This is a genomic window from Mesorhizobium sp. WSM3862 (genome assembly GCF_002294985.1).
Taxonomy (GTDB): domain Bacteria; phylum Pseudomonadota; class Alphaproteobacteria; order Rhizobiales; family Rhizobiaceae; genus Mesorhizobium.
Map to the genome: position 1 here is coordinate 828,095 of NZ_NSGE01000001.1, position 24,568 is coordinate 852,662.

The window sequence follows — 24,568 nt, forward strand, 5'->3', positions numbered from 1 at the left end:
CTTGCAAATCTATTCCGCCGCCGCCATCACCGGCTCGACCCGGTGCGCGTTGCGCGAAAACTCGTCGATGCGGCGCTCCACCTCGCCACGGAAATGCCGCATCAGGCCCTGGATCGGCCAGGCCGCGGCATCGCCCAGCGCGCAGATCGTGTGACCTTCCACCTGCTTGGTGACATCGAGCAGCATGTCGATCTCGCGCTTCTGCGCTTCGCCGCGCACCAGCCGTTCCATCACCCGCCACATCCAGCCGGTGCCTTCGCGGCACGGCGTGCACTGGCCGCAGCTCTCATGCTTGTAGAAGTAGGAAAGCCTGGCGATCGCCTTCACGATATCGGTCGACTTGTCCATGACGATGACAGCCGCAGTGCCGAGGCCGGATTTGAGGTCGCGCAATGCATCGAAATCCATCGGCGCGTCGATGATCTGCTCGGCCGGCACCAGCGGCACCGAAGCACCGCCCGGGATGACCGCGAGCAGATTGTCCCAGCCGCCGCGAATGCCGCCGCAATGCGTCTCGATCAGTTCGCGGAACGGGATCGACATCGCCTCTTCGAAGGTGCACGGATTGTTGACGTGCCCGGACACGCAGAAGAGCTTGGTGCCGGCATTGTTCGGCCGGCCGAAGGACGAGAACCAGGCAGCACCCCGGCGCAGGATCGTCGGCGCCACCGCGATGGATTCGACGTTGTTGACCGTAGTCGGGCAGCCATAAAGGCCGACATTGGCCGGGAATGGCGGCTTCAGTCGCGGCTGGCCCTTCTTGCCCTCGAGGCTTTCGAGCAGCGCCGTCTCCTCGCCGCAAATATAGGCGCCGGCGCCGTGGTGCATATAGACGTCGAAGTCGTAGCCGGAGGTGTTGTTCTTGCCAATGAGCTTGGCCGCATAAGCCTCGTCGATGGCGCGCTGCAGCGCCTCGCGCTCGCGGATGAACTCGCCGCGCACATAGATGTAAGCAGCGACCGCGCCCATGGCGAAACCGGCGACCAGCGCGCCCTCGACCAGCGTATGCGGATCGTTGCGCAGAATGTCACGGTCCTTGCAGGTGCCGGGCTCGGATTCGTCGGCATTGATGACGAGATAGCTCGGCCGGCCATCGCTCTGCTTGGGCATGAACGACCATTTCAGGCCGGTCGGGAAGCCGGCGCCGCCACGGCCGCGCAGGCCGCTTGCCTTCATTTCGTTGATGATCCAGTCGCGTCCCTTGGCGATCAGGCCGGGTGTATCGTCCCACATGCCGCGCGCCTGCGCTCCGGCCAGCGACTTGTCGAACAGGCCGTAGATGTTGGTGAAGATGCGGTCTTTGTCCTGAAGCATTGTTCGTCCCTCAGACCGGCTTCTTGCCGAAGACGCGGATGTACTCGGCGACGCCGCCCTTGGCCAGCGCCTTGGCCTGCTTCGCCCAGTCGTCGCGCTCGATACGGCCGCGGAAATTGAGATAGCCGTCGACCCATTCGCGCTCGGCCTTCCTCCACGCAGAGACCTGCGCGAAAGTATAAATGCCAAGCGAATGCAGGACGCCTTCGATCTTCGGACCGACACCGGAGATCAGCTTCAGATCGTCGACCGTTGCCGGACGCGCGATCCCGGCCGGGCGGTTCTTGTCCTCGAGCGAAGGCTTGGCCGTCTTAGTCGCAGGCTGCTTCGCTTCCGGCGACTTGAAGGCGGACGCCGGCTCGGCCTTGGCCTTCGGCCCGCTGCGCGGCTTCGAAACCGCCTCGACTTCCGGAGAAGCCTGGTTGGCATTGGCTGCGGAGTGGCGCGGCGCCCTGACGCTGGCCGCCTTCTCGGTGGCGGGCGAAACCTTGACCGGCGACGGTGTCCTTAGTGCCGGACTGGTTTCGGGCGCGTCGGTTTTCGGCTTGCCGGATTTCGATGGCCCGACAGGGGCCGAGGGCGGCGCGGCAGGCGCCTGCGAGACGACGGCGGCGGATGCAGCAGCGGGCGCTGCGGCAGCGGCTTGTCTGGCTGCCTTCGCGGCGGCCTTGGCTTCCTTGTCGCGGGTGGATTTCAGGATTGCCTTCTCGCTCTTCAGCGTCGTCAGGCCCGTGGCCGGCTCCGAACCGATGCGGCCGTTCTGCGGACCGGGCTTCACCTCGGCGCCTTTGCCGGCTTCATAGAGATCGATGATCTCGGCAAGGCGCTCCGGCGTCAGGTCTTCGAACGTGTCCTTGAAGATCATGACCATCGGCGCGTTGACGCAGGCGCCGAGGCATTCGACCTCCTCCCACGACAGCGTACCCTTGTCGTTGGTATGGAACTGGTCGTGATGGATCTTCGAGCGGCACACATCCATCAGCGCTTCCGAGCCGCGCAGCATGCAGGGCGTGGTGCCGCAGACCTGGATATGGGCGCGGGTGCCGACCGGATTGAGCTGGTATTGCGTGTAGAAGGTCGCCACCTCGAGGCCGCGGATGCGCGGCATGCCGAGCATATCCGAGATCGTCTCGATCGCCGCCTTCGTCACCCAGCCTTCCTGTTCCTGAGCGATCATGAGCAATGGGATGATGGCCGACTGCTCGCGTCCCTTCGGGTATTTGGCGATCCACTGCTGCGCCGCCGCGGCGTTCGCCTCGTTGAAGGCGAAGGAGGCTGGCTGGACGCTGGCATCTGCGAGACGGCGGACTGACATTTAGCGATCGACCTCACCAAACACGATGTCGAGGGAGCCAAGCACGGCGGTGACGTCGGCCAGCATGTGGCCGCGGCACAGGAAATCCATGGCCTGCAGATGCGCAAAACCCGGCGCGCGCAGCTTGCAGCGATAGGGCTTATTGGTGCCGTCGGAGACGAGATAGACGCCGAACTCGCCCTTCGGCGCCTCGACAGCCGCATAGACCTCGCCGGCCGGCACGCGGTAGCCCTCGGTATAGAGCTTGAAGTGATGGATGAGCGCTTCCATCGAGCGCTTCATCGCCGCGCGCTTCGGCGGCACCACCTTGCCGTCGAGGTTCGATACCGGGCCACCGCTTTCCTTGCCGAGCAGAAGTTCGACGCACTGGCGCATGATCTTCGCCGACTGGCGCATCTCTTCCATGCGCACGAGATAACGGTCGTAGCAGTCGCCGTTCTTGCCGATCGGGATGTCGAAATCCATCTCGGAATAGCATTCATAGGGCTGCGCCTTGCGCAGGTCCCAGGCGGCACCCGAGCCGCGCACCATCACGCCCGAAAAACCCCAGGCCCAGGCGTCGGCGAGCGACACCGTGCCGATGTCGACATTGCGCTGCTTGAAGATGCGGTTGCCGGTGAGCAAGGCGTCAAGGTCGTCGACCGACTTCAGGAACGGATCGATCCACTTGCCGATATCCTCGATCAGCTTCTGCGGCAGGTCCTGATGCACGCCGCCTGGCCGGAAGTAGGCCGCATGCATGCGCGAGCCGGAGGCGCGCTCATAAAACACCATCAGCTTCTCGCGCTCGACGAAGCCCCACAGCGGCGGCGTCAGCGCGCCGACGTCCATCGCCTGCGTCGTCACATTGAGGATGTGCGACATGATGCGGCCCATTTCGGAATAGAGCACGCGGATCAGCTGGCCGCGCTTCGGCACCTCGATGCCGAGCAGGCGCTCGGCCGCGAGCGCGAAGGCATGCTCCTGGTTCATCGGCGCGCAATAGTCGAGCCGGTCGAGATAGGGCACCGCCTGCAGATAGGTCTTGGCCTCGATCAGCTTCTCGGTACCGCGATGCAGCAGGCCGATATGCGGATCGACGCGATCGACCACCTCGCCGTCCAGCTCCAGCACGAGACGCAAAACCCCGTGCGCAGCAGGGTGTTGAGGCCCAAAGTTAATGTTAAAATTGCGGACGGAGGTTTCAGCCATTGTGGCGCCTCAATTTGGCTTCGCCTTTTCATCGCCCGGAAGGACGTAATCCGTTCCCTCCCACGGGCTCAAAAAGTCAAAGTTTCTAAATTCCTGCTTCAATTCCACCGGCTCATAGATGACTCGCTTGGCCTCGTCGTCGTAGCGAACCTCGACGAAGCCGGTCAGCGGGAAGTCCTTGCGCAGCGGATGCCCTTCAAAGCCGTAGTCGGTGAGGATGCGGCGCAGGTCCGGATGGCCGGAGAAGAGCACGCCGTAGAGATCATAGGTCTCGCGCTCGAACCAGTCGGCGCCGGGATAGACGCCGGTCAGCGACGGCACCAGCGTCTCCTCGTCGGCCTGGACCTTGAGGCGGATGCGGACGTTCTGCTTCGGCGACAACAGGTGGTAGACGACGTCGAAGCGCTTGGCACGCGACGGATAGTCGGCGCCGCAAATGTCGATGATCGAGACGAACTGGCAGCGCGGGTCGTCGCGCAGGAAGGTCGCGACCTCGGTCAGGTTGCCCGGCTCGACGCAAACCGTCAGTTCGCCATAAGCAAGCACCGTTTCGCCGATGCGGCCGGAGAGCTTCTCGCCGAGATAGGTGGAGAGTTCGTGCAACGCCAAGGCCATTGGTTCACCGTTCGATCGTGCCGGTGCGGCGGATCTTCTTCTGCAACAGGAGAATGCCGTAGAGCAGCGCTTCGGCGCTCGGCGGGCAGCCGGGGACATAGATGTCGACCGGCACGATGCGGTCGCAGCCGCGCACCACCGAATAGGAATAGTGATAATAGCCGCCGCCATTGGCGCACGAACCCATCGAGATGACGTAGCGCGGCTCCGGCATCTGGTCGTAGACCTTGCGCAGCGCCGGCGCCATCTTGTTGGTCAGTGTGCCCGCGACGATCATGATATCGGACTGGCGCGGAGACGCGCGCGGCGCGACGCCGAACCTCTCTGAGTCATAGCGCGGCATCGAGGTGTGGATCATCTCGACCGCGCAGCAGGCGAGACCGAAGGTCATGAACATCAGCGAGCCGCTGCGCGCCCAAGTGATCAGCGCCTCGGTCGAGGTGACAAGGAAGCCCTTGTCGGCCAGCTCATTATTGATCTCGAGGAAGAAGGGATCGTCCTCCCCCACCGGCCTGCCGGTGTTGGGATCGATGATGCCCTTGGGCTTCGGCGCGACGAGGGTGCCTGAACTGTCGTTCAATCCCATTCCAGCGCTCCTTTTTTCCATTCATAGGCAAAGCCGATGGTCAGCACCGCCAGGAACACCATCATCGACCAGAAGCCGAGCATGCCGAGCTTGGAGAAGGACACCGCCCACGGGAACAGGAAGGCGACCTCGAGATCGAAGATGATGAACAGGATAGACACCAAGTAGAAGCGGATGTCGAACTTCATGCGGGCGTCGTCGAACGAGTTGAACCCGCATTCATAGGCGGAAAGCTTTTCCGGATCGGGATTGCGGTAGGCAACCAGGAACGGCGCAACGATCAGCGCCAGGCCGACGACCATCGCCACTGCGATGAAGAGCACGATGGGCAGATACGAACTTAGGAGTGCGCTCATGCGGCGACTTTCCTTCGGCGGCCAGTTCACTTTGATTACAGCAACGGACTCTAAGGCGGAAGCGTGACAGTTTAACCCGCTGAACCGTTTTAGGTGGCCTATGCTGCGACGCGGCGAGGGTTAGCGCAGCGGTTTCGGCGACGCAAGTCAAACCTTGTTCAAAATCCGGCGCTGGACGCCATATCGGAAGAAACTGGTCCGATCCGCTCCTGTTTGATTTCTTTCATGTTCTACTCCACTTTTCTATCCTGACATATCTCCCGCCATTTGCCTGCTAGCATGGCCGGAATCACCGACTGGAAACCCCGGCAAAGGATCGGTAGCTGGATGAAGGAAAAGATCTCGCTCGCCGCAGCAAGGCGCATTGCGCTCGGCGCGCAGGGTTTTACCGATGCGCGGCCTGCCGGCACGCCCGATCGTCGCCATCTCGCCCGCGTGCTTTCCCGAACTGGCCTGCTGCAGATCGATTCCGTCAGCGCGGTGGTGCGCGCCCACTATATGCCGCTCTATTCGCGCCTCGGCCCCTACCCGCTTGCGCTGCTCGACAACGCGGCCGTCACCCGCAAGCGAACCGTCTTCGAATACTGGGCCCATGAGGCTTCCTTCCTGCCCGTCGAGACCTACCCGCTGATGCGCTGGCGCATGCAGCGCGCCGAGCAAGGCGAGGAAATGTATCTCGGCCTCGCCAAATGGGGCCGCGAGCGCAAGGCGATGATCGAGGAGATCTACGGCCAAGTCGCGCAACGCGGGCCGATCGCCGCCTCCGACATCGAAGGCCACAAGGGCAATGGCGGCTGGTGGGGCTGGAGCGAGGCCAAGCACGCTTTCGAATGGCTGTTCTGGGCCGGGCGCATCACCACCGCCTACCGGCGCGGATTCGAGCGCTATTACGACCTGCCCGAGCGGGTTCTGCCGCAGGCCGTGCTCGACCTGCCGGTGCCCTCGGTCGAGGACGCGCATCGCGAATTGCTGCGCATTTCCGCGCGCGCCCACGGCATCGCCACCTATGGCGACCTGCGCGACTATTTCCGCCTGGCGCCGGGCGATACGAAGGCCAGGATCGAGGAACTGGTCGAGGTGGGCGAACTGGTGCCGATGAAGGTCGAAGGCTGGGACAAGCCTGCCTATCTCCACAAGGACGCCCGTTTTCCGCGCCGCATCGACGCGCGCGCCCTGCTCGCGCCGTTCGATCCGGTGGTTTTCGAACGCACTCGGACGGAAAAACTCTTCGGCTTCCGCTACCGCATCGAGATCTACACGCCGGCCGAGAAGCGCCAGTACGGCTACTACGTGCTGCCTTTCCTGCTCGACGACCGCATCGTTGCCCGCGTCGATCTGAGAGCCGACCGCCCGGCCGGCGTGCTGCGCGTCCATGCGGCTTTTGCCGAAGCCGGCGCTCCCGCCGAAACGGCCGCACAGCTCTTCGATGAGTTGAAACAGATGCAGGCATGGCTCGGCTTGGAAACCATCGAGGTTACGCCGGCCGGCGACCTTGGGCCGGCGTTGGCCGACATTTCGGTGTCGTAGCCGCGCGTTGACATGCCAGCACCTCTAAGCCTAAATCCGCCGCAGACGGTCTCCTCCCGGCAAGGGGAGGAGCCAAGAGGGAATGCGGTGCGGGAAAACCCAAATCCGCGGCTGTCCCCGCAACTGTGAGCGACGAGCCTCAGCCGAAAACCACTGGGATGTTCCCGGGAAGGCGGCGCAAGGCGACGACCCGCGAGCCAGGAGACCTGCCGTCTGAGACATGAGAATCCGATCGCTCGGCGGGTTTTCCGGGCAAGGAGCCTGGTTTTGGATCGCAACGTCAGTTTTCCGGCTAGTACCGCGGACATTTCGTCCGAACCCCGCGACGCGCTATCGGAAGTGACCGTCATCGTCTGCTCCTCCTGCCGCGATGAGACCGGTTCGGACGCGCATCCGCGCGCCGGCGCCCTCCTTGCCGAAGACGCGCGCCGCGCCGCGCCGGACGAGAAAATCCGCATCCGCACCGTCGAGTGTCTCGGCAATTGCAAACGCCGCCTGAGCGCGGCGCTGCTGCGCGACGGCTGCTGGAGCTATGTCTTCGGTGACCTGGAAACGACCAGCGGTGCCGACCTCGTCACCGGCGCAAAGCTCTTTGCCACCTCGACCGACGGCCTCATCCCCTGGCGAGGCCGGCCCGATTCCCTCAAGCGCGGCCTGGTTGCCCGCATCCCTCCCCTCGACCTGCTGAAGGACTGACATGACCGCATCCCTCTCCCGTGTTCCCTGCACTGTCGTCACCGGCTTTCTCGGCGCCGGCAAGACCACGCTGATCCGCAACCTGCTCGAAAACGCCAAGGGCAAGCGGCTGGCGATCATCGTCAACGAATTCGGCGATGTCGGCATCGACGGCGAGATCCTGAAAGGCTGCGGCGTCGACACCTGTCCGGAGGAAAACATCGTCGAACTGGCCAATGGCTGCATCTGCTGCACCGTCGCCGACGATTTCGTGCCGGCGCTCGACCAGATCCTGTCGCGCACGCCGAAAGTCGACCACATCCTGATCGAAACCTCCGGCCTCGCTTTGCCGAAGCCGCTCGTCCAGGCCTTCCAGTGGCCGACGGTGAAGAGCCGCGTGACGGTCGATGGCGTCATCGCCGTGGTCGACGGTCCGGCGCTGGCCGACGGCCGCGTCGCCGCCGATATGGACGCCCTGCAGGCGCAGCGCGCCGCCGACGATTCCCTCGACCACGATGATCCGGTCGAAGAGGTATTCGAGGACCAGATCGCTTGCGCCGACCTGATCATCCTGTCGAAGAGCGATCTGATGGACGCGGCCGGCTCGGAGCGCGCCAACGCCGTCATCGGCGAGCACGTGGCGCGCGCCGTCAAGGTCGTACCGACCGCACAGGGCAAGGTCGACCCGTCGGTGCTGCTCGGTCTTGGCCTCGCCGTCGAAGACGACATCGAGAACCGCAAGACCCATCACGATGACGAGCTCGACCATGAGCATGACGATTTCGACTCCTTCGTCCTCGATATCCCTTCCATCGCCAGTCCGGATGAGCTGGCAAAGCGCGTCGCTCTCGCCGCCGAGCAGGAAAACGTTCTGCGCGTCAAAGGCTTTGTCGAGGTGGGTGGCAAGCCGATGCGGCTGCTGCTCCAGGCTGTCGGCCCGCGCGTCAACCACTATTACGACCGCGCCTGGACGTCGAACGACGACCGCCGATCGCGGCTCGTCGTCATCGGCCTCAAAGGGCTGAACCGCCCGGCGATCGAGCGTATCCTCGCCGGCTGAGGCAAGACCGAACCGCGATGCACATCCTCACCACGACATCCGCCTCGCTCGACGATCTCGCCGAGCCGATCGACCTCAGGCAGACGCCTGCGGATGTCGTGGCCCTGTCCTTCACCGACAGCGATCTCGCCGGCCTCGCCGCTGCGTGGAAGGCCGACGCCGCGCGGCTGCCGTCGATGCGGCTGGCAGCACTTCGCGATCTCCGCCACCCGATGTCGGTGGATCTCTGGATCGACAGCGTCGCGCGCCATGCCAGGGTCGTCCTGGTCCGCATTCTCGGCGGCTACGACTGGTGGCGCTACGGCTGCGACCAGCTCGCAGCGGTTGCGCGCGAGCGAAATATCAAACTGGCGCTGCTGCCGGGCGAAAGCCACGACGAGGATCTGCGGCTGATCGAAGGCTCGACCCTGCCGCGCGCCGAACTCGACGCCCTGCTCGGCTATTTCCGCGAAGGCGGCCCGGCGAACATGAGCGCGCTGGTGCAAAGACTGGCAAGGCTCGCCGGGTCGGATAGGGCCGTGGCCGAGCCGGTGAGCGTGCCGAAGGCGGGGTACTATCAACCAGGAATCGGAGTTGTCGCGAAATCAGTCTTCTTGAACGTCGGCGATCCGTCACACCCCCCTCTGTCCTGCCGGACAGAGGGGGGTGTGACGGAGCTCAACATCGACAGCGTCGGTGCCCCCGTCATCCCCATCCTCTTCTACCGCTCGATGCTGCTTGCCGCGGACGTCGCGCCAATCGATGCACTCGCAGATGCCTTTCGCTCGCAGGGCATGACGCCAATGCCGATCTTCGTTTCGAGCCTCAAGGACCCGGTATCGCTGGCTTTCGTCGAAACCGCCATCGCCTCGCTGAACCCGTCCGCGATCGTCACTGCAACCGCCTTCGCCTCCGGTGCCGAGCCGGGTGCCGAAACGCTCTTCGACCGTGCCGGCGTGCCCGTGTTCCAGGTCATCGTCGCCACGACGCGGCGCGAAGTCTGGGAGAAAAACCAGCGCGGCCTGGCGCCCGCCGACCTTGCCATGCATGTCGTGCTGCCCGAGCTCGATGGCCGTATCCTCGCCGGCGCGATCTCCTTCAAGGGCGAGATTGACACCGATCCGGCGCTGGCCTTCCGCGCCTTCGCCAACCGTCCCGAGGCGGATCGCGTCGCGCAGGTCGCCGCCCGCATCGCCGCCTTCCTCCGCCTTCAACGGACGCAGCGGGCGGAACGCAAGCTGGCGATCCTGATTCCGGATTATCCAAGCGCGCCCGGACGCACCGGCTATGCTGTCGGCCTGGATGTGCCGTCGAGTGTGCTCGCCATGCTGCACGACCTCAAGGAACAGGGCTATGCGGTTGATGGGATTCCGCAATCGCCGCGCGGATTGCTGGATGTGTTGGAGGTGGGTGGACTTGGTCTCACCTTACAGGAATATCTCGCCTTTTCGGCAGCGCTTCCCGAAGGTGCACGCGACACGGTTGAGGCAGCATGGGGAAGAGCCAACGGCAAAGCTCACGTCAATGCGCCCCCCTCTGTCCTGCCGGACATCTCCCCCTCTAGGGGGGAGATTGCGCCTGCATCGATGCTTTCGCCAATCATCAACGCTGGAGGAGAAGCGCCGTCAGCGAAACTGCCAATCTCCCCCCTTGAGGGGGAGATGTCCGGCAGGACAGAGGGGGGTGTTCAAGCGCCTCCTTCCGCAAGCTTCCCCTTCCGCGCCGCCACCTTCGGCAACGTTACCGTGGCGCTGGCCCCCGACCGTGGTCGCTCCGCAGACCGCCGCGCCGACTACCACGACCCCACCCTTCCCCCGCGCCACGAACTGATCGCCTTCGGCCTGTGGCTGCAAAAGTCGCTCGGCGTCCACGCCATCGTCCATGTCGGCGCGCATGGCACGCTGGAATGGCTGCCGGGCAAGACGGTCGCGCTCTCCGACACCTGCTTTCCCGAGATCGTCACCGGCTCGCTGCCGGTTGTCTATCCCTTCATCGTCTCCAATCCTGGCGAGGCGGCGCAGGCCAAGCGCCGCATCGCGGCCGTCACGCTCGGTCATCTGCCGCCGCCGCTGACCGGCGCCGGGCTCGACGAGGCGCAACAGAGGCTTGAGCGGCTGGTCGACGAATACGCACAAGCCGACGGGCTCGACCGCCGCCGCCGCGACCGACTCGCAAGGCTGATCGTCGAAACGGCGCAGAAGACAGGCCTTGCTTCTGAAGCCGGAGTTGCCGGAACCGATGCGCCGGACGAGGCGCTGCGCCGCATCGACGCGTGGCTGTGCGACCTCAAGGATTTTGCCGTCAAGGACGGGCTGCATGTCTATGGCCGCGCGCCCGATGACGAAGCCGATCCGCTGCGCCGCCAAAGCGCCGAGACCGAAAAAAGCGCCCTGCTCGCTGCGCTCGACGGCCGTCACATCAAAGCCGGACCGGCAGGCGCGCCGGCGCGCGGCCGTTCCGACGTGCTGCCCACCGGCCGCAACCTTTTCACCTCAGATCCGCGCACCATGCCGACGTCGACCGCCTGCGATCTCGGGCAGGCGGCGGCGGAAGAAGTCGTGCGCAGCTACATGCAGAGCCATGGCGATTGGCCGCGCTCGCTGGTCATCGACCTCTGGGGCTCGGCGTCGTTGCGCACCGGCGGCGAGGAGATCGCGCAAGGCCTCGCGCTGATGGGCTGCCGGCCGCAATGGGATGCCGCCACGGGTCGCGTCACCGGCATCGAGGTGCTGCCGCCGGCTTCGCTCGGCCGCCCGCGCGTCGACGTCACCTGGCGCATCTCCGGCCTGTTTCGCGATATGTTCCCGATCCAGATCGCGCTGATCGACGCCGCCGCCAGCGCCGTCGCCGGCCGCGACGAGGACGATTCGGAAAATCCGCTTGCCGCCGCGGCCCGTGCCCAAGGCAAGATCGGTCCGCGCATTTTCGGTACCTCGCCCGGCACTTACGGCGCCGGGATCGAGGAATTGCTGTCGCGCGGCGAATGGAGCGCGCGCGAAGAGATCGGCCGCGCCTATCTCGAAGCAACCTCGCATGCCTATGGCGGCGCCGACGGTGAGGCCATCTCCGCGCCCGGCGTGTTCGAGGGCCGCATCGCCGAGGCGGACCTGCTTGTCCACACCGGCGACGACCCGGGCCGCGACATCCTCGAAGGTTCGGCCGATGTCGCCTTCATCGGCGGGTTTTCGGCCGCACTGGCCGCGCTTGGCAGGAATGCCGATGTCATCGTGCTCGACACGACTGACCCTAAGAAGCCGAGGCCGCGATCGGTCGGCGAAGCCGTGTCGCGCGTGGTGCGGGCCCGCGCCGTCAATCCGCGCTTCATTGCCGGGCAGATGCGCCACGGCCCCCGCGGCGCCTCGGAATTCGCCGAGACGGTCGACCGCCTGGTTGGCTTCGCCGAGACCACGCATGCCATATCGGGCGCGCTGATCGAGGCGGTGCACGACGCCTATATCGGCGATGCGGAAGTCCGAGCCTTCCTGCTGCGCGAAAATCCCGCCGCCGCGAAGGTCATCGCTGAGCGATTCCTGGCTGCGCGACGGCGCGGTCTCTGGCATCCGCTCAGGAATTCCATCGACGACGATCTCACGGCCTTGATCGCCGAGGCGCAGGCAAGCGAGGTGGCGGCATGAACGCCTTCTCGCGCCGTGGCGCCTGCCCCGCGTTGAGCGCGCCGATGCAGACCGGCGATGGCCTGCTGGTGCGGCTCAATCCGGTTGCTGGAGGGCTTGCACCCAAGTCGCTGATCGGTCTTTGCGAATCCGCCTTGCGCCACGGCAACGGCATCATGGAAGTGACCGCTCGCGGTAGCCTGCAGATCCGGGGCCTGACCGCAGACAGCGCTGGGCTGCTGGCGGCGGAAGTGGATGCGCTGGGCATTGCGGTGCGGACGGGCGTGCCGGTGGAGACCGGGCCGCTCGCGGGTATCGACCCGCAGGAGATTGCAGATCCGCGCCCGCTGGCGGAACGGATCAGGGCGGCGGTTGAAGAGGCCGGGCTGACTCGACGGTTGGGGCCGAAGGTGTCCGTGGTCGTCGACGGCGGCGGGCAGTTGACGTTGGACGCAGTGACAGCTGATGTGCGGTTGAAGGCAGTGCACACTGCTGCTGGCGTGAAATGGGGCATGTCCGTTGCGGGCGACGCGCACGATGCAAGACCGCTCGCGACAGTCGATGCGGATGCCGCACGCGACATCGCCCTCGCAACGCTCAGGATGGTCGCCGAGAAAGGTCGCGAGGCGCACACACGGGATTTGTCGGAGCGGCAATTGGCTTCTCTCGCAGGCTGGCATTCCTTCGCGCCCCCCTCTGTCCTGCCGGACATGTCCGGCAGGACAGAGGGGGGCGCCTTAGAGCGCCATCGCTCACCGATCGGCCTCTTTGACCTACGCGAAGGTCAAGCCCTCGGCATCGGCCTGCCCTTCGGAAGCATGCCGGCCCAGAACCTCATCGACCTCGCCGCCCGGGCCTCAGATCTGGACTCGACCGAAATCCGCCTGGCCCCAGGCCGCACCCTGCTTTTCCTCGGCCTCACCGCATCCGCCTGCCCTCCCCTCCAAGCCTCCGCCGCCGCCCTCGGCTTCGTCACCAAGGCCGCCGATCCGCGCACCCGCATTGCCGCCTGCCCCGGAGCGCCCGCCTGCGCTTCCGGCCGCATCGCCACCCGCGCCATCGCCGAAAAAATGGCAACGGAAAGCCCCGACCTCCTCGATGCCTCCCTCACCCTCCACATTTCCGGCTGCGCCAAGGGCTGCGCCCATCCCGGCCCAGCGGGCCTCACCCTGGTCGGCGACGAAAACGGAGCCGGACTTGTCGTGGACGGGACGGCAAAGGCCCTTCCTGCCGGATACAGGCCGGGCTATGACGCCGCGCGCGGGGTCGCCGGCATTGCGGCGGCGATCCGAAACGCACGGCATCCCGGCGAGACTGCCGCCGCTTGCCTCACAAGGCTCGGCGCGACTGAGATCGCCGAACTCTATCGACGGAACTGAAGAATGGCCGCCTACGACTATATCCATGACGGGATGGCGATCTACGAGCGCTCTTTCGCCATCATCCGCGCCGAGGCGGACTTGTCGCGCTTTTCCGAGACAGAGGCCGATGTCGCGATCCGCATGATCCACGCCTGCGGCCAGGTCGAGGCAGCCAGCCAGTTCGTGTTCTCCAGCGGTTTCGTTGAAGCGGCCCGTGCCGCCCTTGCCGCCGGGGCGCCGATCTTCTGCGATGCCGAGATGGTCGCCCACGGCATCACCCGTGCCCGCCTGCCGGCCGGAAACGAGGTGATCTGCACACTGCGCGACCCGCGCACCGTCGATATCGCCAAGGAAATCGGCAACACGCGCTCGGCCGCCGCTATCGACCTTTGGAGCGAGCGCATGGCAGGTTCGGTGGTCGCCATCGGCAACGCACCGACCGCGCTGTTCTATCTGCTCGAAAAACTGCGCGACGGCGCGCCGAAGCCGGCCGCCATCATCGGCATGCCGGTTGGTTTCGTCGGTGCTGCCGAATCCAAGGATGCACTGGCGGAAAACTCCTACGGCGTACCTTGCGCCATCGTGCGCGGCAGGCTGGGCGGCAGCGCCATGACGGCCGCAGCACTCAACGCATTGGCGAGGCCAGGCCTGTGAACGCTTTCCCCAAAGGCCGGCTCGTCGGCGTCGGCACCGGTCCCGGCGATCCGGAGCTGTTGACGCTGAAGGCGGCGCGCGCGCTGGCCGAGGCTGACGTTGTCGCCTATTTCGCCAAGCGCGGCAACAACAGCAACGCGCGCGCCATCGTCGAGGCGCGCTTCCGCCCGGATATGGTCGAGCTGCCGCTGCTCTATCCGGTGACGACCGAGATCGACAAGGATCACGACGACTATCGCTCGCAGATCACCGATTTCTACGAGCAGTCCGCCGAACAGGTCGCCGGGCATCTCGGCGCCGGCAAGATGGTGGCCGTGCTGTCGGAGGGCGATCCGCTTTTCTACGGCTCCTACATGCATCTCCATGTGCGCCTCTCGCACCGATTCCCGACCGAAGTCATTCCCGGTATCACCGCCATGTCCGGCTGTTGGTCGGCGACCGGCCTGCCGATCGTCCAGGGCGACGATGTGCTGACCGTGCTTCCCGGCACGATGAGCGAGTTCGAGCTGACGCGGCGGCTGGCCGATACCGACGCCGCCGTCATCATGAAGGTCGGCCGCAACCTGCCGAAGATCCGCCGCGCGCTGGAAGCGACCGGCAAGCTGGCGAAGGCCGTCTATGTCGAGCGCGGCACCATGCCGGGCAGCGTGTCGATGCGGCTCGCGGAAAAGCAAGACGACAAGGCGCCCTATTTCGCCATCGTGCTGGTCGCCGGCTGGTCGGCGCGTCCCGGAGTTCCCGGAGCAAAGCCATGAGCGGCCGCCTCACCGTGATCGGCCTCGGTCCCGGCAATGCCGATCAGGTCACGCCGGAGGCGATCCGCGCCGTGACTGAGGCTTCCTTCTTCTATGGCTACAAGCCCTATCTCGACCGGCTCGAGCTGCGACAGGATCAGACCCGCATCGCCTCCGACAATCGCGAAGAGCTAGCCCGCTCGAACGAGGCGCTGGCCAAGGCAGCCGAAGGTCACAGCGTCGCTGTCGTGTCCGGCGGCGATCCCGGCGTATTCGCCATGGCGGCCGCCGTCTGCGAGGCGATCGAAGCCGGCCCGCCAGAATGGAGGTCGATCGAGCTCGCGGTCGTCCCCGGCGTCACCGCCATGCTCGCGGTCGCCGCCCGCATCGGCGCGCCGCTCGGCCATGATTTCTGCGCCATCTCGCTCTCCGACAATCTAAAACCCTGGGAGCTGATCGAGCTGCGTCTGCTGGCGGCGGCTGGCGCCGGCTTCGTCATTGCGCTCTACAATCCGATCAGCAAGGCGCGCCCCTGGCAGCTCGGCCGCGCCTTCGAATGCCTGAAGGCCATTCTGCCGGGCACCACCCCGGTGATCTTCGGTCGCGCCGCCGGCCGGCCCGAAGAGCGCATCGAGGTGTTTCTGCTCGCCGACGCCGATGCGGCAAAGGCCGACATGTCGACCTGCGTCATCATCGGCTCGCCCGAGACCCGCATCATCAAGCGCGGCGACAAGCCCGCGCTGGTCTACACGCCGCGTTCGGCAACTGGGTCGAGAAAATGATCGACCATCGCAGCCAGCTGATCGACGGTCTCGGCCGACGCAACGTCAGGCAGCGGCGGCCTGCGCACCATGATCACCTCGATGCCGAGCGCGCGCGCCGCGGCGATCTTGCCGTAGGTCGCCTCGCCGCCGCTGTTCTTCGAAACGACGGTATCGATGGCGTATTTTTCAAGCAGCGCGCGCTCGTCCGCTTCGGGGAACGGCCCGCGCGCCAGAAGGTAAACTGCGTCAGGCACAGCCAGCTTCGGCTCGATCGGGTCGACGCTGCGAATGAGATAGCGATGCTGCGGAGCGGCCTCGAACGCGCCGGCTTCCTGCCGGCCGATCGCCAGCAAGACTCGTCGCGGCGCCGTGCCAAGCGCCTTGGCCGCTTCAGCGACGCTCTCCACGAAAGTCCAGCGATCACCCGCGACAGGCTCCCAGCCGGCACGCCGCAGCGCAACCATCGGCACGCGGGTTTGCCTGGCCGCCTCAGCGGCATTGGCCGACATACGGGCCGCGTAAGGATGCGTGGCGTCGACCACCAGATCGACCTGTTCCCGATGGAGGTAGGCGGCCAATCCCTGCATGCCGCCAAAGCCGCCGCTACGCATGGGCACGCCTTGCGCCATGGGGCTTTCGGTGCGGCCGGCGAGCGACAGCGTGATCGAGAAATCCTTCCGGCGAGCCAGCTTGCCCGCCAGCTGCCGGGCCTCCGTGGTTCCGCCGAGAATCAGAATACGGTGGGTCATCATGCCTGCTGACGGTTCGCGCGCTGCCAAGCCGGTCGCAAGATGGCTGACCATCGTCGGCATCGGCGAGGACGGTGTAGCGGGTCTGGGCGACGAGGCCAAGCGCAGGATCGCCGAGGCCGAAGTCATCTTTGGCGGCAAGCGGCACCTCGCGCTCGTCTCAGACTTGGCCAAGGGCAAGGAGCGACCGTGGCCGACGCCGTTCGATGCCGAGATGCATGACGTGCTGGCGCTCGAAGGCAGAAGCGTCTGCGTGCTGGCTTCCGGCGACCCGTTCTTCCACGGCGTCGGCGTCACGCTCGCGCGCAAAGTGAAACCGGATGAGATGCTCGTCCTGCCGGCGCCGTCATCGCTGTCGCTAGCCGCTTCCCGCCTCGGCTGGGCGCTGCACGATGTCGAAACCATCTCGTTGCATGGCCACTCGATCGACCTCCTCCGCCCCCTGCTCCACCCCGGCGCACGTATCCTTGCGCTCACATCCGACAGCGACGGGCCGGCCGCCATCGCCGCGCTGCTCGACGAACTCGGCTTCGGTCCGTCGCGGTTGACGGTTCTCGAAGCGCTTGGCGGCCAGGGCGAAACGCGCCACGCTGTCCGCGCCGACGCCTTCGATCTCAAAAACATCAATCCGCTCAACGTGCTGGCGCTCGAAATAGAATCGACTCCGGATGCGCGCATCCTGCCTTTGACCGTCGGCCTTGCCGATCATCTGTTCGAGCATGACGGCCAGATCACCAAGCGCGAGATCCGCGCCATGACGCTGTCGGCGCTGGCGCCGCGGCGCGGTGAACTGCTCTGGGACATCGGTGCCGGCTCCGGCTCGATCGGCATCGAATGGATGCGGGCTCACCCTTCGATGCGGGCGATTGCCATCGAAGCCGACAGCGAGCGCGCCGCCCGCATCCATCGCAACGCCGCGCATTGCGGCGTGCCCGGTCTCGTCGTCATCGAAGGCTCGGCGCCGAAAGCGCTGGCAACACTGGCGACACCAGACGCCATCTTCATCGGCGGCGGCGGCAGCGATGCCGGCGTGCTGGAGACAGCGATCAAGTCGCTGCGCGCCGGCGGCCGGTTGATCGCCAATGCTGTGACGCTGGAAATGGAGGCGCTGCTGCTTGACCAGCATACCAGGCGCGGCGGCGACCTTCTGCGCATCGCCCTCTCGCGTGCGGCGCCGGTAGGATCCATGCAGGCCTGGCGTCCGGCCATGCCGGTCATGCAATGGAGCTGGGTAAAGCCATGATGGTCGCGGGTATCGGCTGCCGGAAGGGTGTGACGGCGCGCGACGTGCGGGCCGCGATCGAGACCGCGCTCGAAGCGCATGGGTTAGCAGTAACCGCGCTTTCAGCGCTGGCAACGGGCGAAATGAAACGCGACGAGCAAGCGATCTTTCTTGCCGGTCGCGACCTCGACCTGCCCGTGCTCGTCGTCTCCGACGACGCCTTGCAAACCGTCTCGTCCGGCACGATCAGCCAATCCGAATGGTCGCGGGCTCATGCCGGCACGCCGTCGGTTTCGGAAGCGTCGGCCCTGGCCGCGGCCGGCAAAGAGGCGAAACTGCTTGGGCCGCGCACGGTACTTGGTCCTGTTACCTGCGCCATCGCCCTTGGTGGAGGCCGAAAATGACCGTCCATTTCATCGGCGCCGGCCCTGGTGCTGCCGACCTCATCACCTTGCGCGGCAGCCGCCTGCTGGCGTCCTGCCCGGTCTGCCTCTATGCCGGCTCGATCGTCGCGCCAGAACTGCTCGAACACTGCGCGCCCGGAACCAGGCTGATCGACACCGCGCCGATGTCGCTCGACGAGATCGAGGCCGAATATCTTGCCGCCCACAAAGCCGGCCAGGACGTCGCGCGCCTGCATTCTGGCGACCTTTCGGTGTGGAGCGCAGTGGCCGAGCAGATCCGGCGGCTCGAGAAGCGCGATATCCCCTACACGATGACGCCGGGCGTGCCTTCCTTCGCGGCGGCAGCGGCGGCGCTTCGGCGCGAGCTTACCATTCCCGAGCTCGCGCAGAGCCTCGTGCTGACCCGCGTGTCTGGCCGCGCCTCGAAAATGCCGCCCGGCGAGACGCTTGCCGGCTTCGGCCGCACCGGCGCAACTCTAGCCATCCATCTCGCCATCCATGCCATCGACCGCATCGTTGCCGAACTCACGCCGCTCTACGGCGCAGAATGCCCAGTGGCGGTCGTCTTCCGCGCTTCCTGGCCGGACGAGCGCATTCTGACCGGCACGCTGGGCACGATCGAGGCGCAGCTTGCGCAAAATCCGATGGAGCGCACGGCGATCATCTTCGTCGGCAGCGCATTGGCCGCGCAGGATTTCGGCGAGAGCTCACTTTACGACGCCCACTACCAGCGGCGTTTTCGCGGACGGGACGGATTGTGAACGCCAGCACCAACAGAAACGGACGGGCAACGGTGGAGCAGGCGCTGGCGCGGCTAAACTTCAAGCCGCGCGCGCTGGAGCCCGGCCATGTCTGGCTGGCCGGCGCCGGCCCCGGCGATCCCGGCTGCCTGACGCTAGAAGTGCTGGCGGCACTCGGGCAATGCGATGCGCTGGTCTATGACGCGCTGGTCTCGCCCGACGTCGTCGCGGTTGCTGCAGGCGCGGAGCTCTTCTACGCCGGTAAACGCGGCGGCCAGCCCTCGATGAAGCAGGACGACATCAACGCCCTGCTCGTGCGGCTGGCGCGCGAGGGCCGCCGCGTCGTGCGGCTCAAGGGCGGCGATCCCTATATTTTCGGCCGCGGCGGCGAAGAGGCGTTGTCGCTGGCACGGGAAAACATACCATTTCGGGTGCTCTCCGGCCTCACCTCCGGTCTCAGCGCATTGGCCGCCACCGCCATCCCTGCCACCATGCGCGGCATCAACAAGGCGGTCATCCTTGCCACGGGCCATGCCGCCGGCACCGATGGCGACATCGACTGGGCCGCAATCGCGCGCACCGGCCAGCCGGTCGTCATCTATATGGGCATGGCCAATCTGCCGGTGATAGCGGCAAAGCTGCTCAGCGGTGGCCTCGCGCCGTCGACGCCTGCCGCCGTGATCGTCGCAGCGACCACGCCGCAGGAGCGCATCGTTGTCGCCACGCTCGCCACAATCGCCGAGGAGGCCGCTGCCGCCGGGCTCGCCTCCCCGGCGCTGATTGTCGTCGGCGGTATCGTCGCCATGCGCGCGGCACTGGCGGGCGGGTCATGACGGCGCGCGCGATCATCATCGGCGCGCCGCGCTCCGGCTCGGGCAAGACCAGCGTCACCATAGGCCTGTTGCGCGCGCTTGCCCGGCGCGGGCTGAAGGTGCGGGGCGCGAAGTCCGGACCGGATTACATCGATCCCGGCTTCCATACCGCCGCCACCGGCCTCTCCGGCGTCAATCTCGACAGCTGGGCGATGCCGCCTTCCCTGCTCAACGCGCTGGCGAACCAGGCAGCGTGTGGTGCCGAGTACGTCATTCTCGAAAGCGCGATGGGCCTTTTCGACGGCATTCCCGCGCCGGAAGGCCGTTCGGGTTCGGCCGCCGATCTCGCCCGGCTCTATGGCCTGCCGGTGCTTCTGGTGCTCGACGTTTCCGGCCAGTCGACCACGGCCGCCGCCGTCGCCAAGGGCTTTGCCACCTACGATCCGGATGTGCGCATGGCCGGCGTCGTGCTCAACCGCCTCGGCAGCGAGCGCCATCGCCGACTGGCGGGCGACGCGATCGAGGCGATCGGCCTGCCGGTGGTCGGCGCCATCATGCGCGATCCGACGCTCAACCTGCCGGAGCGGCATCTCGGCCTCGTCCAGGCAGGGGAGCACGAGAACCTCATGGCGCATCTCGACCGGCTGGCCGATATGGTCGAGAAGTCGCTCGATATCGACGCCATTCTCGCGCTGGCGTCTCCTCTTGAACCTGCGGCCGGCGACTTCGGCGAGGCATTGCAGCCGCCAGGCCAGCGCATTGCGCTGGCCGAGGACGCCGCCTTCACCTTCCTCTACCCGCACGTCGCCTCATACTGGCGAAACGCTGGCGCCGAGATCGTGCCCTTCTCACCGCTTGCCGACGAAGCGCCGAGCCAAGATTGCGATGTCTGCTGGCTGCCAGGCGGTTATCCAGAACTGCATGCCGGCAAGCTTGCGGCCGCTGGCAACTTCCGTGCGGGAATGGCGCGTTTCGCCGCGACCAAGCCAGTGCATGGCGAGTGCGGCGGCTTCATGGTGCTGGGCGAGGCGCTGGAGGATGCGGACGGCGAGAGCCATAAAATGCTTGGCCTGCTTGGCCATTCGACCAGCTTCGCCAGGCGCAGGATGAACCTCGGCTATCGCGAGGCGCAGCTGCGCGCCGGGTGTCCGCTTGGCAGCGAAGGCATGCTCATCCGCGGCCATGAGTTCCACTATGCGCAGATGACCGCCACAGGCAATGACGAGCCGCTGGCGGACCTCGCCGACGGCCAGGGCAATCCGCTGGGCGCGTCGGGTTACCGGCGCGGCCATGTCAGCGGCACTTTCTTCCATGCTATTGCGAGGGGCGCATGAGCGGCGGCCTTTCAGAGCCTCGGCGATTGCTCGACGACATAGGCCTCAGCCTTGTCTTCTTGACACGGCTGAGGCTGCCGTCGAGCGATTTCGGCGGCCGCAGCCTTGCCGAAGCGATCTGGGCGGCACCCTTTGCCGGTCTCGCCGTCGCCGTCATCGGCGCGCTTGTCTACGCCATCGTTGGCGCCCTCGGCCTTGCCGCCGGTCCGGCTGCGGCGCTCGCGCTTGCAGCGACGATGCTTGTCACCGGCTGCCTGCACGAGGACGGGCTCTCCGATATCGCCGATGGATTCGGCGGCGGCAGGACGCGCGAGAAGAAGCTGGAGATCATGCGCGACAGCCGCATCGGCGCCTATGGCGCCGTGGCGCTCGGCATCTCGCTGCTCATCCGCTGGAGCGCGCTTTCGGAACTGGCCGGCCCTGGCCACATCTTCCTGGCGCTGCTGGCAGCGCACGCCGCCTCGCGCGGCCTGTTCGGCGCCTTCATGCATCTTCTGCCGCCGGCGCGCCCCGATGGGCTGTCGGCCGACGCGGGCTCGGTCACTGCCGAAACCGCCGTCGTTGGCGCCGCGCTCGGAGCCGTGGCGCTGTTGGCGCTCGGCCTCGGCGGCGCAATTGCCGCGGTGATCCTGCTTGGCCTGCTGTTTGCCGCCTTTCGTGCGCTCTGCCTCAGCCAGATCGGCGGCCAGACCGGCGATACGATCGGCGCGCTGCAGCAGCTCGGCGAGATCGCCGTGCTGCTTGTCGCTTCCGCTTGCCTTTCCTGATTCTTCTTTCGGAGACCTTGCCCTCATGTCCCCTCAAACAACTTCGTTCAAATCGCTCGAAGACCTTCGCGCCGCCTGCCTCGATCTGTCCGGCGGCAGCGATACGGCCGCCGCCGCCGTTGCCCGTCGCCAGGACACGCTGACCAAGCCGCAGGGCAGTCTCGGCCGGCTGGAAACGATCGCCGCGTGGTTGGCCCGCTGGCAGGGCCGCGACATGCCGAAGCTCGATGCGGTCAAGGTCTTCGTGTTTGCCGGCAATCACGGCGTCACCGCGCAGGGCGTGTCGGCCTATCCTTCGGAAGTCACTGTACAGATGGTGGCGAACTTCGCCGGCGGCGGCGCTGCGATCAACCAGCTCGCCCGCGTCGCCGGCGCCAGGCTCGACGTCATCCCGCTCGATCTCGACCACCCGACCGGCGATTTCACGCAAGCGCCGGCCATGGACGAGCAGACCTTCCTCGCCGCGGTCTCGGCCGGCTACGACGCCGTGACCAACGATCTCGACCTCGTCTGTTTCGGCGAGATGGGCATCGGCAACACCACGCCGGCAGCAGCGATCTCGGCCGCTCTTTTCGGCGGCGGCGCGGAAAAATGGACCGGCCGCGGCACCGGCGTCGATGATGCCGGATTGATCCGCAAGATCACCGCCATAGAGGCGGGCCTGAAGCGCCATGCCGATTCGCTTTCCGACCCGCTGAAGATCGCCGGAGCGCTTGGCGGACGCGAGCTTGCGGCGATCTTCGGCGCCACGCTCGCCGCGCGCAAGAACAACGTGCCGGTGCTGCTTGACGGCTTCGTCTGCACCGCCGCCGTGGCGCCGCTGGCAAGGCTGCACCCGACCGGGCTGGCGCACACCGTCGCCGCCCATGTCTCGGCCGAAGCCGGTCATCGCCGCCTGCTCGAAGCGCTGGGCCTGCCGCCGCTGCTCGACCTCGGCATGCGGCTCGGCGAAGGCTCCGGCGCCTGCCTTGCCGTCAACATCGTCCGCTCGGCGCTGGAGTGTCATACGAGAATGGCGAGTTTCGCGGAAGCCGGCGTTTCGGAAAAATAATCTTCCTTCAAAATTTCAACGCTGTTGAAATGACGAAATAACGTCGTCTTGATTGTTTCGTGCGACAGAGATGTTTCACGGGAGATCGAAACGATGTATTTGAAGGGCCTAATATTTGTTACGTTTCTTGCTGGGATGGCACTGCCGGTCCTTGCCCAAGATCAATATGTTCGCCCGCTTCGCCCCGGCGAAGACGGATCTGCCAGAATCCAATCGTCGATTTCGATGACCCTTCCGGTCAAGGACGACGAGGACGCAGCCGCCCAGCAGCAGGCCGCACTTCGCTCTTTCTACAAGGTCGCGGCCGTCAGTTGCGCCATGGTGGTCGAGACTGTCGCCGACACCTGCGAAATCACCGGCATGACAACTAACGTCAATGCCCGGGATCGCAATGTCGGTGGTTATGGCGGATCGCAGGTTACGGTGACCGGCCAGATCACGATGAAGGTCAAGTTCAAGGCCAGCTTGAACAGGACAGCGCAGTAGGACTGGTGCCCATCTCGCTTGTTTTCTGGCCGCTTTATGAAAAGAATTTGGTGGGTGTGCACAGGATCGAACTGTGGACCCGCTGATTAAGAGTCAGCTGCTCTACCAACTGAGCTACACACCCACACCGCCGGGAAATCCAGCGTCGGCGGCGCATATAGCCGCCGGTTTGAGCGATGTCCAGCCCTGCCGGATCATTTCCCGACAAATCGCCGAATTGCCGCAGGTGTCACACAAAAAGCTGGCCTTCCGCCACTTTGATCGCATGGCCTCCGATGCGCGCGGAGGCCAGTTTTCCGCCGTCGACGTTGAGTTCGAGCCGGATGCGCGAGGGCCTCCCCATTTCCAGCCCCTGCTCGATCCAAAGCTGCGAGATCCCGTCCGTTGGACCGTCGAAATGCATGATGGCGCCGGCAAAGGCCGCCGCCGCGGAGCCGGTCGCCGGATCTTCGTAGGAGGGATTGCCAGGCACGATCATGCGCACATGGAAGGCGCTGTCGTGATGCACCGTCTCGCGGCAATAGACATACGGGCTGGCGAAGGTCCATTCGCTCTTGCGCGGCGCGAGTTCGGACCATGCCTGGTTGTCCAGCCTGACTTTTGCGGCCGCTTCGAGGCCGGCAACCGGAATGGTGACATAGGGCACGCCGGCCGACCAGAAGGAGACGCGGTGATTCTCGAAGCCGAGTTCGTGCGGGCCAAGGCCAAGGGCTGCGCCGATCATTTCCGGTTCGGCGGCGAGTTCCAGCCGCTCAGGCAGTTTCGCCAGGTCGAATTCGGCGAAGGTAGCGCCATCATGCTTGCTGACCGCGCAACGCACGGGGCCGATGTTCTCCTCCAACACAAAGATGCCAGTCGCTTCGCCAGCCTGCTCCGCAAGCGCGATAGCCGACCCCACGGTCGGATGGCCCGCGAACGGCATCTCATAATCGGGCGTGAAGATGCGTATACGGTTGCGATGCTTGGGATTTTCGGGCGGCAGCACGAACACTGTCTCGGACAGGTTGAATTCGCGCGCGATCGCTTGCATGGCGGCCGTATCCAGCCCCTCGCTGTCGAGCACCACCGCCAGCGGATTCCCGGCCAGCCGCTCGGTCGTAAACACGTCGTAAAGCAAGTAGTCGCGCATCATTTGGAAAACCTTCCGCCTCGTTCCGAATTTCTGCTCGATCCCAACATGAGGGAAATTTAATTTGAAATTCGAACCTCAAGGCATGATTTGTTCACGGATAGGGACATCAATTTGTCGTTATAGGGG

24 protein-coding genes, 1 tRNA gene and 1 riboswitch are annotated in these 24,568 nt (G+C 65.7%); of the genes, 16 read left to right on the forward strand and 9 right to left on the reverse strand.

Annotation, left to right across the window (positions count from 1 at the left end):
• Positions 1-9 precede the first annotated feature (9 nt).
• Genes nuoF through CK224_RS04135 form a run of 6 tightly spaced genes read right to left on the reverse strand, consistent with a single transcriptional unit; the run spans position 10 to position 5,377 of the window.
• Positions 10-1,314: an NADH-quinone oxidoreductase subunit NuoF gene (nuoF, locus tag CK224_RS04110; protein WP_066998771.1), complete on the reverse strand. Its 1,305-nt coding sequence runs from the start codon at positions 1,312-1,314 to the stop codon at positions 10-12.
• Positions 1,315-1,324: 10 nt separating this feature from the next.
• Positions 1,325-2,629, reverse strand: a complete 1,305-nt coding sequence (locus CK224_RS04115; protein WP_095780847.1) for an NADH-quinone oxidoreductase subunit E — start codon at positions 2,627-2,629, stop codon at positions 1,325-1,327.
• Positions 2,630-3,820 (reverse strand): NADH-quinone oxidoreductase subunit D, encoded by a 1,191-nt coding sequence (locus tag CK224_RS04120; RefSeq protein WP_095780848.1) that lies wholly within the window; start codon positions 3,818-3,820, stop codon positions 2,630-2,632.
• Between the two features lie 9 nt (positions 3,821-3,829).
• On the reverse strand, positions 3,830-4,435 hold the full coding sequence (locus tag CK224_RS04125; protein ID WP_066998762.1) for an NADH-quinone oxidoreductase subunit C: 606 nt from the start codon (positions 4,433-4,435) through the stop codon (positions 3,830-3,832).
• Between the two features lie 4 nt (positions 4,436-4,439).
• Entirely contained in the window at positions 4,440-5,021 is a 582-nt protein-coding gene (locus CK224_RS04130; RefSeq protein ID WP_013531090.1) for an NADH-quinone oxidoreductase subunit B, read from the reverse strand.
• Positions 5,012-5,377 (reverse strand): NADH-quinone oxidoreductase subunit A, encoded by a 366-nt coding sequence (locus CK224_RS04135; RefSeq protein ID WP_027169002.1) that lies wholly within the window; start codon positions 5,375-5,377, stop codon positions 5,012-5,014. Before CK224_RS04135 ends, CK224_RS04130 begins: the two co-directional genes overlap by 10 nt.
• 327 nt (positions 5,378-5,704) lie before the next feature.
• Here CK224_RS04135 and CK224_RS04140 point away from each other — a divergent pair, with 327 nt between their 5' ends.
• The 8 genes from CK224_RS04140 to CK224_RS04175 all read left to right on the forward strand — a co-directional run bounded on the left by CK224_RS04140 (position 5,705) and on the right by CK224_RS04175 (position 15,763).
• Entirely contained in the window at positions 5,705-6,904 is a 1,200-nt protein-coding gene (locus tag CK224_RS04140) for a winged helix-turn-helix domain-containing protein (protein ID WP_095780849.1), read from the forward strand.
• 29 nt (positions 6,905-6,933) lie between these two features.
• Positions 6,934-7,133, forward strand: a riboswitch (cobalamin riboswitch).
• A 38-nt stretch (positions 7,134-7,171) separates the two neighbouring features.
• Entirely contained in the window at positions 7,172-7,600 is a 429-nt protein-coding gene (locus CK224_RS04145) for a DUF1636 family protein (RefSeq protein ID WP_066998755.1), read from the forward strand.
• 1 nt (position 7,601) lies between these two features.
• A complete protein-coding gene (gene cobW, locus CK224_RS04150; protein WP_095780850.1) occupies positions 7,602-8,639 on the forward strand; it encodes a cobalamin biosynthesis protein CobW in 1,038 nt (345 codons plus the stop codon).
• Positions 8,640-8,656: 17 nt separating this feature from the next.
• On the forward strand, positions 8,657-12,253 hold the full coding sequence (gene cobN / locus CK224_RS04155) for a cobaltochelatase subunit CobN (protein ID WP_095780851.1): 3,597 nt from the start codon (positions 8,657-8,659) through the stop codon (positions 12,251-12,253).
• Positions 12,250-13,611, forward strand: a complete 1,362-nt coding sequence (gene cobG / locus CK224_RS04160; RefSeq protein ID WP_095780852.1) for a precorrin-3B synthase — start codon at positions 12,250-12,252, stop codon at positions 13,609-13,611. The genes cobN and cobG overlap by 4 nt, the downstream gene beginning before the upstream one ends.
• Before the next feature lie 3 nt (positions 13,612-13,614).
• Positions 13,615-14,247, forward strand: a complete 633-nt coding sequence (locus tag CK224_RS04165; RefSeq protein WP_066998742.1) for a precorrin-8X methylmutase — start codon at positions 13,615-13,617, stop codon at positions 14,245-14,247.
• Positions 14,244-15,002, forward strand: a complete 759-nt coding sequence (locus tag CK224_RS04170; protein WP_066998739.1) for a precorrin-2 C(20)-methyltransferase — start codon at positions 14,244-14,246, stop codon at positions 15,000-15,002. The genes CK224_RS04165 and CK224_RS04170 overlap by 4 nt, the downstream gene beginning before the upstream one ends.
• Entirely contained in the window at positions 14,999-15,763 is a 765-nt protein-coding gene (locus tag CK224_RS04175; RefSeq protein WP_095780853.1) for a precorrin-3B C(17)-methyltransferase, read from the forward strand. The genes CK224_RS04170 and CK224_RS04175 overlap by 4 nt, the downstream gene beginning before the upstream one ends.
• Here CK224_RS04175 and CK224_RS04180 read toward each other — a convergent pair.
• Positions 15,727-16,494 (reverse strand): cobalt-precorrin-6A reductase, encoded by a 768-nt coding sequence (locus CK224_RS04180; RefSeq protein ID WP_095780915.1) that lies wholly within the window; start codon positions 16,492-16,494, stop codon positions 15,727-15,729. The genes CK224_RS04175 and CK224_RS04180 overlap by 37 nt on opposite strands.
• Position 16,495: 1 nt before the next feature.
• Here CK224_RS04180 and cbiE point away from each other — a divergent pair, with 1 nt between their 5' ends.
• From cbiE to CK224_RS04220, 8 genes are all read left to right on the forward strand, one after another.
• Entirely contained in the window at positions 16,496-17,737 is a 1,242-nt protein-coding gene (cbiE, locus tag CK224_RS04185; protein WP_095780854.1) for a precorrin-6y C5,15-methyltransferase (decarboxylating) subunit CbiE, read from the forward strand.
• On the forward strand, positions 17,734-18,120 hold the full coding sequence (locus CK224_RS04190) for a cobalamin biosynthesis protein (RefSeq protein ID WP_095780855.1): 387 nt from the start codon (positions 17,734-17,736) through the stop codon (positions 18,118-18,120). The genes cbiE and CK224_RS04190 overlap by 4 nt, the downstream gene beginning before the upstream one ends.
• A complete protein-coding gene (gene cobM / locus CK224_RS04195) occupies positions 18,117-18,881 on the forward strand; it encodes a precorrin-4 C(11)-methyltransferase (RefSeq protein WP_095780856.1) in 765 nt (254 codons plus the stop codon). The genes CK224_RS04190 and cobM overlap by 4 nt, the downstream gene beginning before the upstream one ends.
• Positions 18,878-19,693, forward strand: a complete 816-nt coding sequence (gene cobA / locus CK224_RS04200) for a uroporphyrinogen-III C-methyltransferase (protein WP_176477842.1) — start codon at positions 18,878-18,880, stop codon at positions 19,691-19,693. The genes cobM and cobA overlap by 4 nt, the downstream gene beginning before the upstream one ends.
• Positions 19,690-21,006 carry a cobyrinate a,c-diamide synthase gene (locus CK224_RS04205; RefSeq protein WP_095780857.1) on the forward strand — a complete coding sequence of 439 codons (1,317 nt, stop codon included), beginning with the start codon at positions 19,690-19,692 and terminating at the stop codon, positions 21,004-21,006. The genes cobA and CK224_RS04205 overlap by 4 nt, the downstream gene beginning before the upstream one ends.
• The gene (cobS, locus tag CK224_RS04210) at positions 21,003-21,773 is read left to right on the forward strand and encodes an adenosylcobinamide-GDP ribazoletransferase (RefSeq protein ID WP_095780858.1); all 771 of its coding nucleotides are present in this window, start codon (positions 21,003-21,005) and stop codon (positions 21,771-21,773) included. Before CK224_RS04205 ends, cobS begins: the two co-directional genes overlap by 4 nt.
• Before the next feature lie 25 nt (positions 21,774-21,798).
• Positions 21,799-22,824: a nicotinate-nucleotide--dimethylbenzimidazole phosphoribosyltransferase gene (cobT, locus tag CK224_RS04215; protein ID WP_095779775.1), complete on the forward strand. Its 1,026-nt coding sequence runs from the start codon at positions 21,799-21,801 to the stop codon at positions 22,822-22,824.
• Positions 22,825-22,917: 93 nt separating this feature from the next.
• Positions 22,918-23,310 carry a hypothetical protein gene (locus CK224_RS04220; RefSeq protein ID WP_141245772.1) on the forward strand — a complete coding sequence of 131 codons (393 nt, stop codon included), beginning with the start codon at positions 22,918-22,920 and terminating at the stop codon, positions 23,308-23,310.
• Positions 23,311-23,358: 48 nt separating this feature from the next.
• Here the strand turns inward: CK224_RS04220 and CK224_RS04225 are convergent.
• Both CK224_RS04225 and CK224_RS04230 read right to left on the reverse strand, forming a co-directional pair.
• Positions 23,359-23,434 (reverse strand) — tRNA-Lys (locus CK224_RS04225).
• A 105-nt stretch (positions 23,435-23,539) separates the two neighbouring features.
• Positions 23,540-24,442 carry a PhzF family phenazine biosynthesis protein gene (locus tag CK224_RS04230; RefSeq protein ID WP_095780859.1) on the reverse strand — a complete coding sequence of 301 codons (903 nt, stop codon included), beginning with the start codon at positions 24,440-24,442 and terminating at the stop codon, positions 23,540-23,542.
• Positions 24,443-24,568 lie beyond the last annotated feature (126 nt).

Coding starts and splice junctions, on each gene's coding strand:
- cobW (WP_095780850.1), top strand. CDS start 7,602: ATGACCGCATCCCTCTCCCGTGTTCCCTGCACTGTCGTCACCGGCTTT.
- cobS (WP_095780858.1), top strand. CDS start 21,003: ATGAGCGGCGGCCTTTCAGAGCCTCGGCGATTGCTCGACGACATAGGC.
- CK224_RS04175 (WP_095780853.1), top strand. CDS start 14,999: ATGAGCGGCCGCCTCACCGTGATCGGCCTCGGTCCCGGCAATGCCGAT.
- CK224_RS04190 (WP_095780855.1), top strand. CDS start 17,734: ATGATGGTCGCGGGTATCGGCTGCCGGAAGGGTGTGACGGCGCGCGAC.
- CK224_RS04205 (WP_095780857.1), top strand. CDS start 19,690: ATGACGGCGCGCGCGATCATCATCGGCGCGCCGCGCTCCGGCTCGGGC.
- CK224_RS04115 (WP_095780847.1), bottom strand. CDS start 2,629: ATGTCAGTCCGCCGTCTCGCAGATGCCAGCGTCCAGCCAGCCTCCTTC.
- CK224_RS04125 (WP_066998762.1), bottom strand. CDS start 4,435: ATGGCCTTGGCGTTGCACGAACTCTCCACCTATCTCGGCGAGAAGCTC.
- cobG (WP_095780852.1), top strand. CDS start 12,250: ATGAACGCCTTCTCGCGCCGTGGCGCCTGCCCCGCGTTGAGCGCGCCG.
- CK224_RS04130 (WP_013531090.1), bottom strand. CDS start 5,021: ATGGGATTGAACGACAGTTCAGGCACCCTCGTCGCGCCGAAGCCCAAG.
- CK224_RS04120 (WP_095780848.1), bottom strand. CDS start 3,820: ATGGCTGAAACCTCCGTCCGCAATTTTAACATTAACTTTGGGCCTCAA.
- CK224_RS04165 (WP_066998742.1), top strand. CDS start 13,615: ATGGCCGCCTACGACTATATCCATGACGGGATGGCGATCTACGAGCGC.
- cbiE (WP_095780854.1), top strand. CDS start 16,496: ATGCCTGCTGACGGTTCGCGCGCTGCCAAGCCGGTCGCAAGATGGCTG.
- CK224_RS04220 (WP_141245772.1), top strand. CDS start 22,918: ATGTATTTGAAGGGCCTAATATTTGTTACGTTTCTTGCTGGGATGGCA.
- CK224_RS04230 (WP_095780859.1), bottom strand. CDS start 24,442: ATGATGCGCGACTACTTGCTTTACGACGTGTTTACGACCGAGCGGCTG.
- CK224_RS04140 (WP_095780849.1), top strand. CDS start 5,705: ATGAAGGAAAAGATCTCGCTCGCCGCAGCAAGGCGCATTGCGCTCGGC.
- CK224_RS04135 (WP_027169002.1), bottom strand. CDS start 5,377: ATGAGCGCACTCCTAAGTTCGTATCTGCCCATCGTGCTCTTCATCGCA.
- cobM (WP_095780856.1), top strand. CDS start 18,117: ATGACCGTCCATTTCATCGGCGCCGGCCCTGGTGCTGCCGACCTCATC.
- cobN (WP_095780851.1), top strand. CDS start 8,657: ATGCACATCCTCACCACGACATCCGCCTCGCTCGACGATCTCGCCGAG.
- CK224_RS04180 (WP_095780915.1), bottom strand. CDS start 16,494: ATGACCCACCGTATTCTGATTCTCGGCGGAACCACGGAGGCCCGGCAG.
- cobT (WP_095779775.1), top strand. CDS start 21,799: ATGTCCCCTCAAACAACTTCGTTCAAATCGCTCGAAGACCTTCGCGCC.
- nuoF (WP_066998771.1), bottom strand. CDS start 1,314: ATGCTTCAGGACAAAGACCGCATCTTCACCAACATCTACGGCCTGTTC.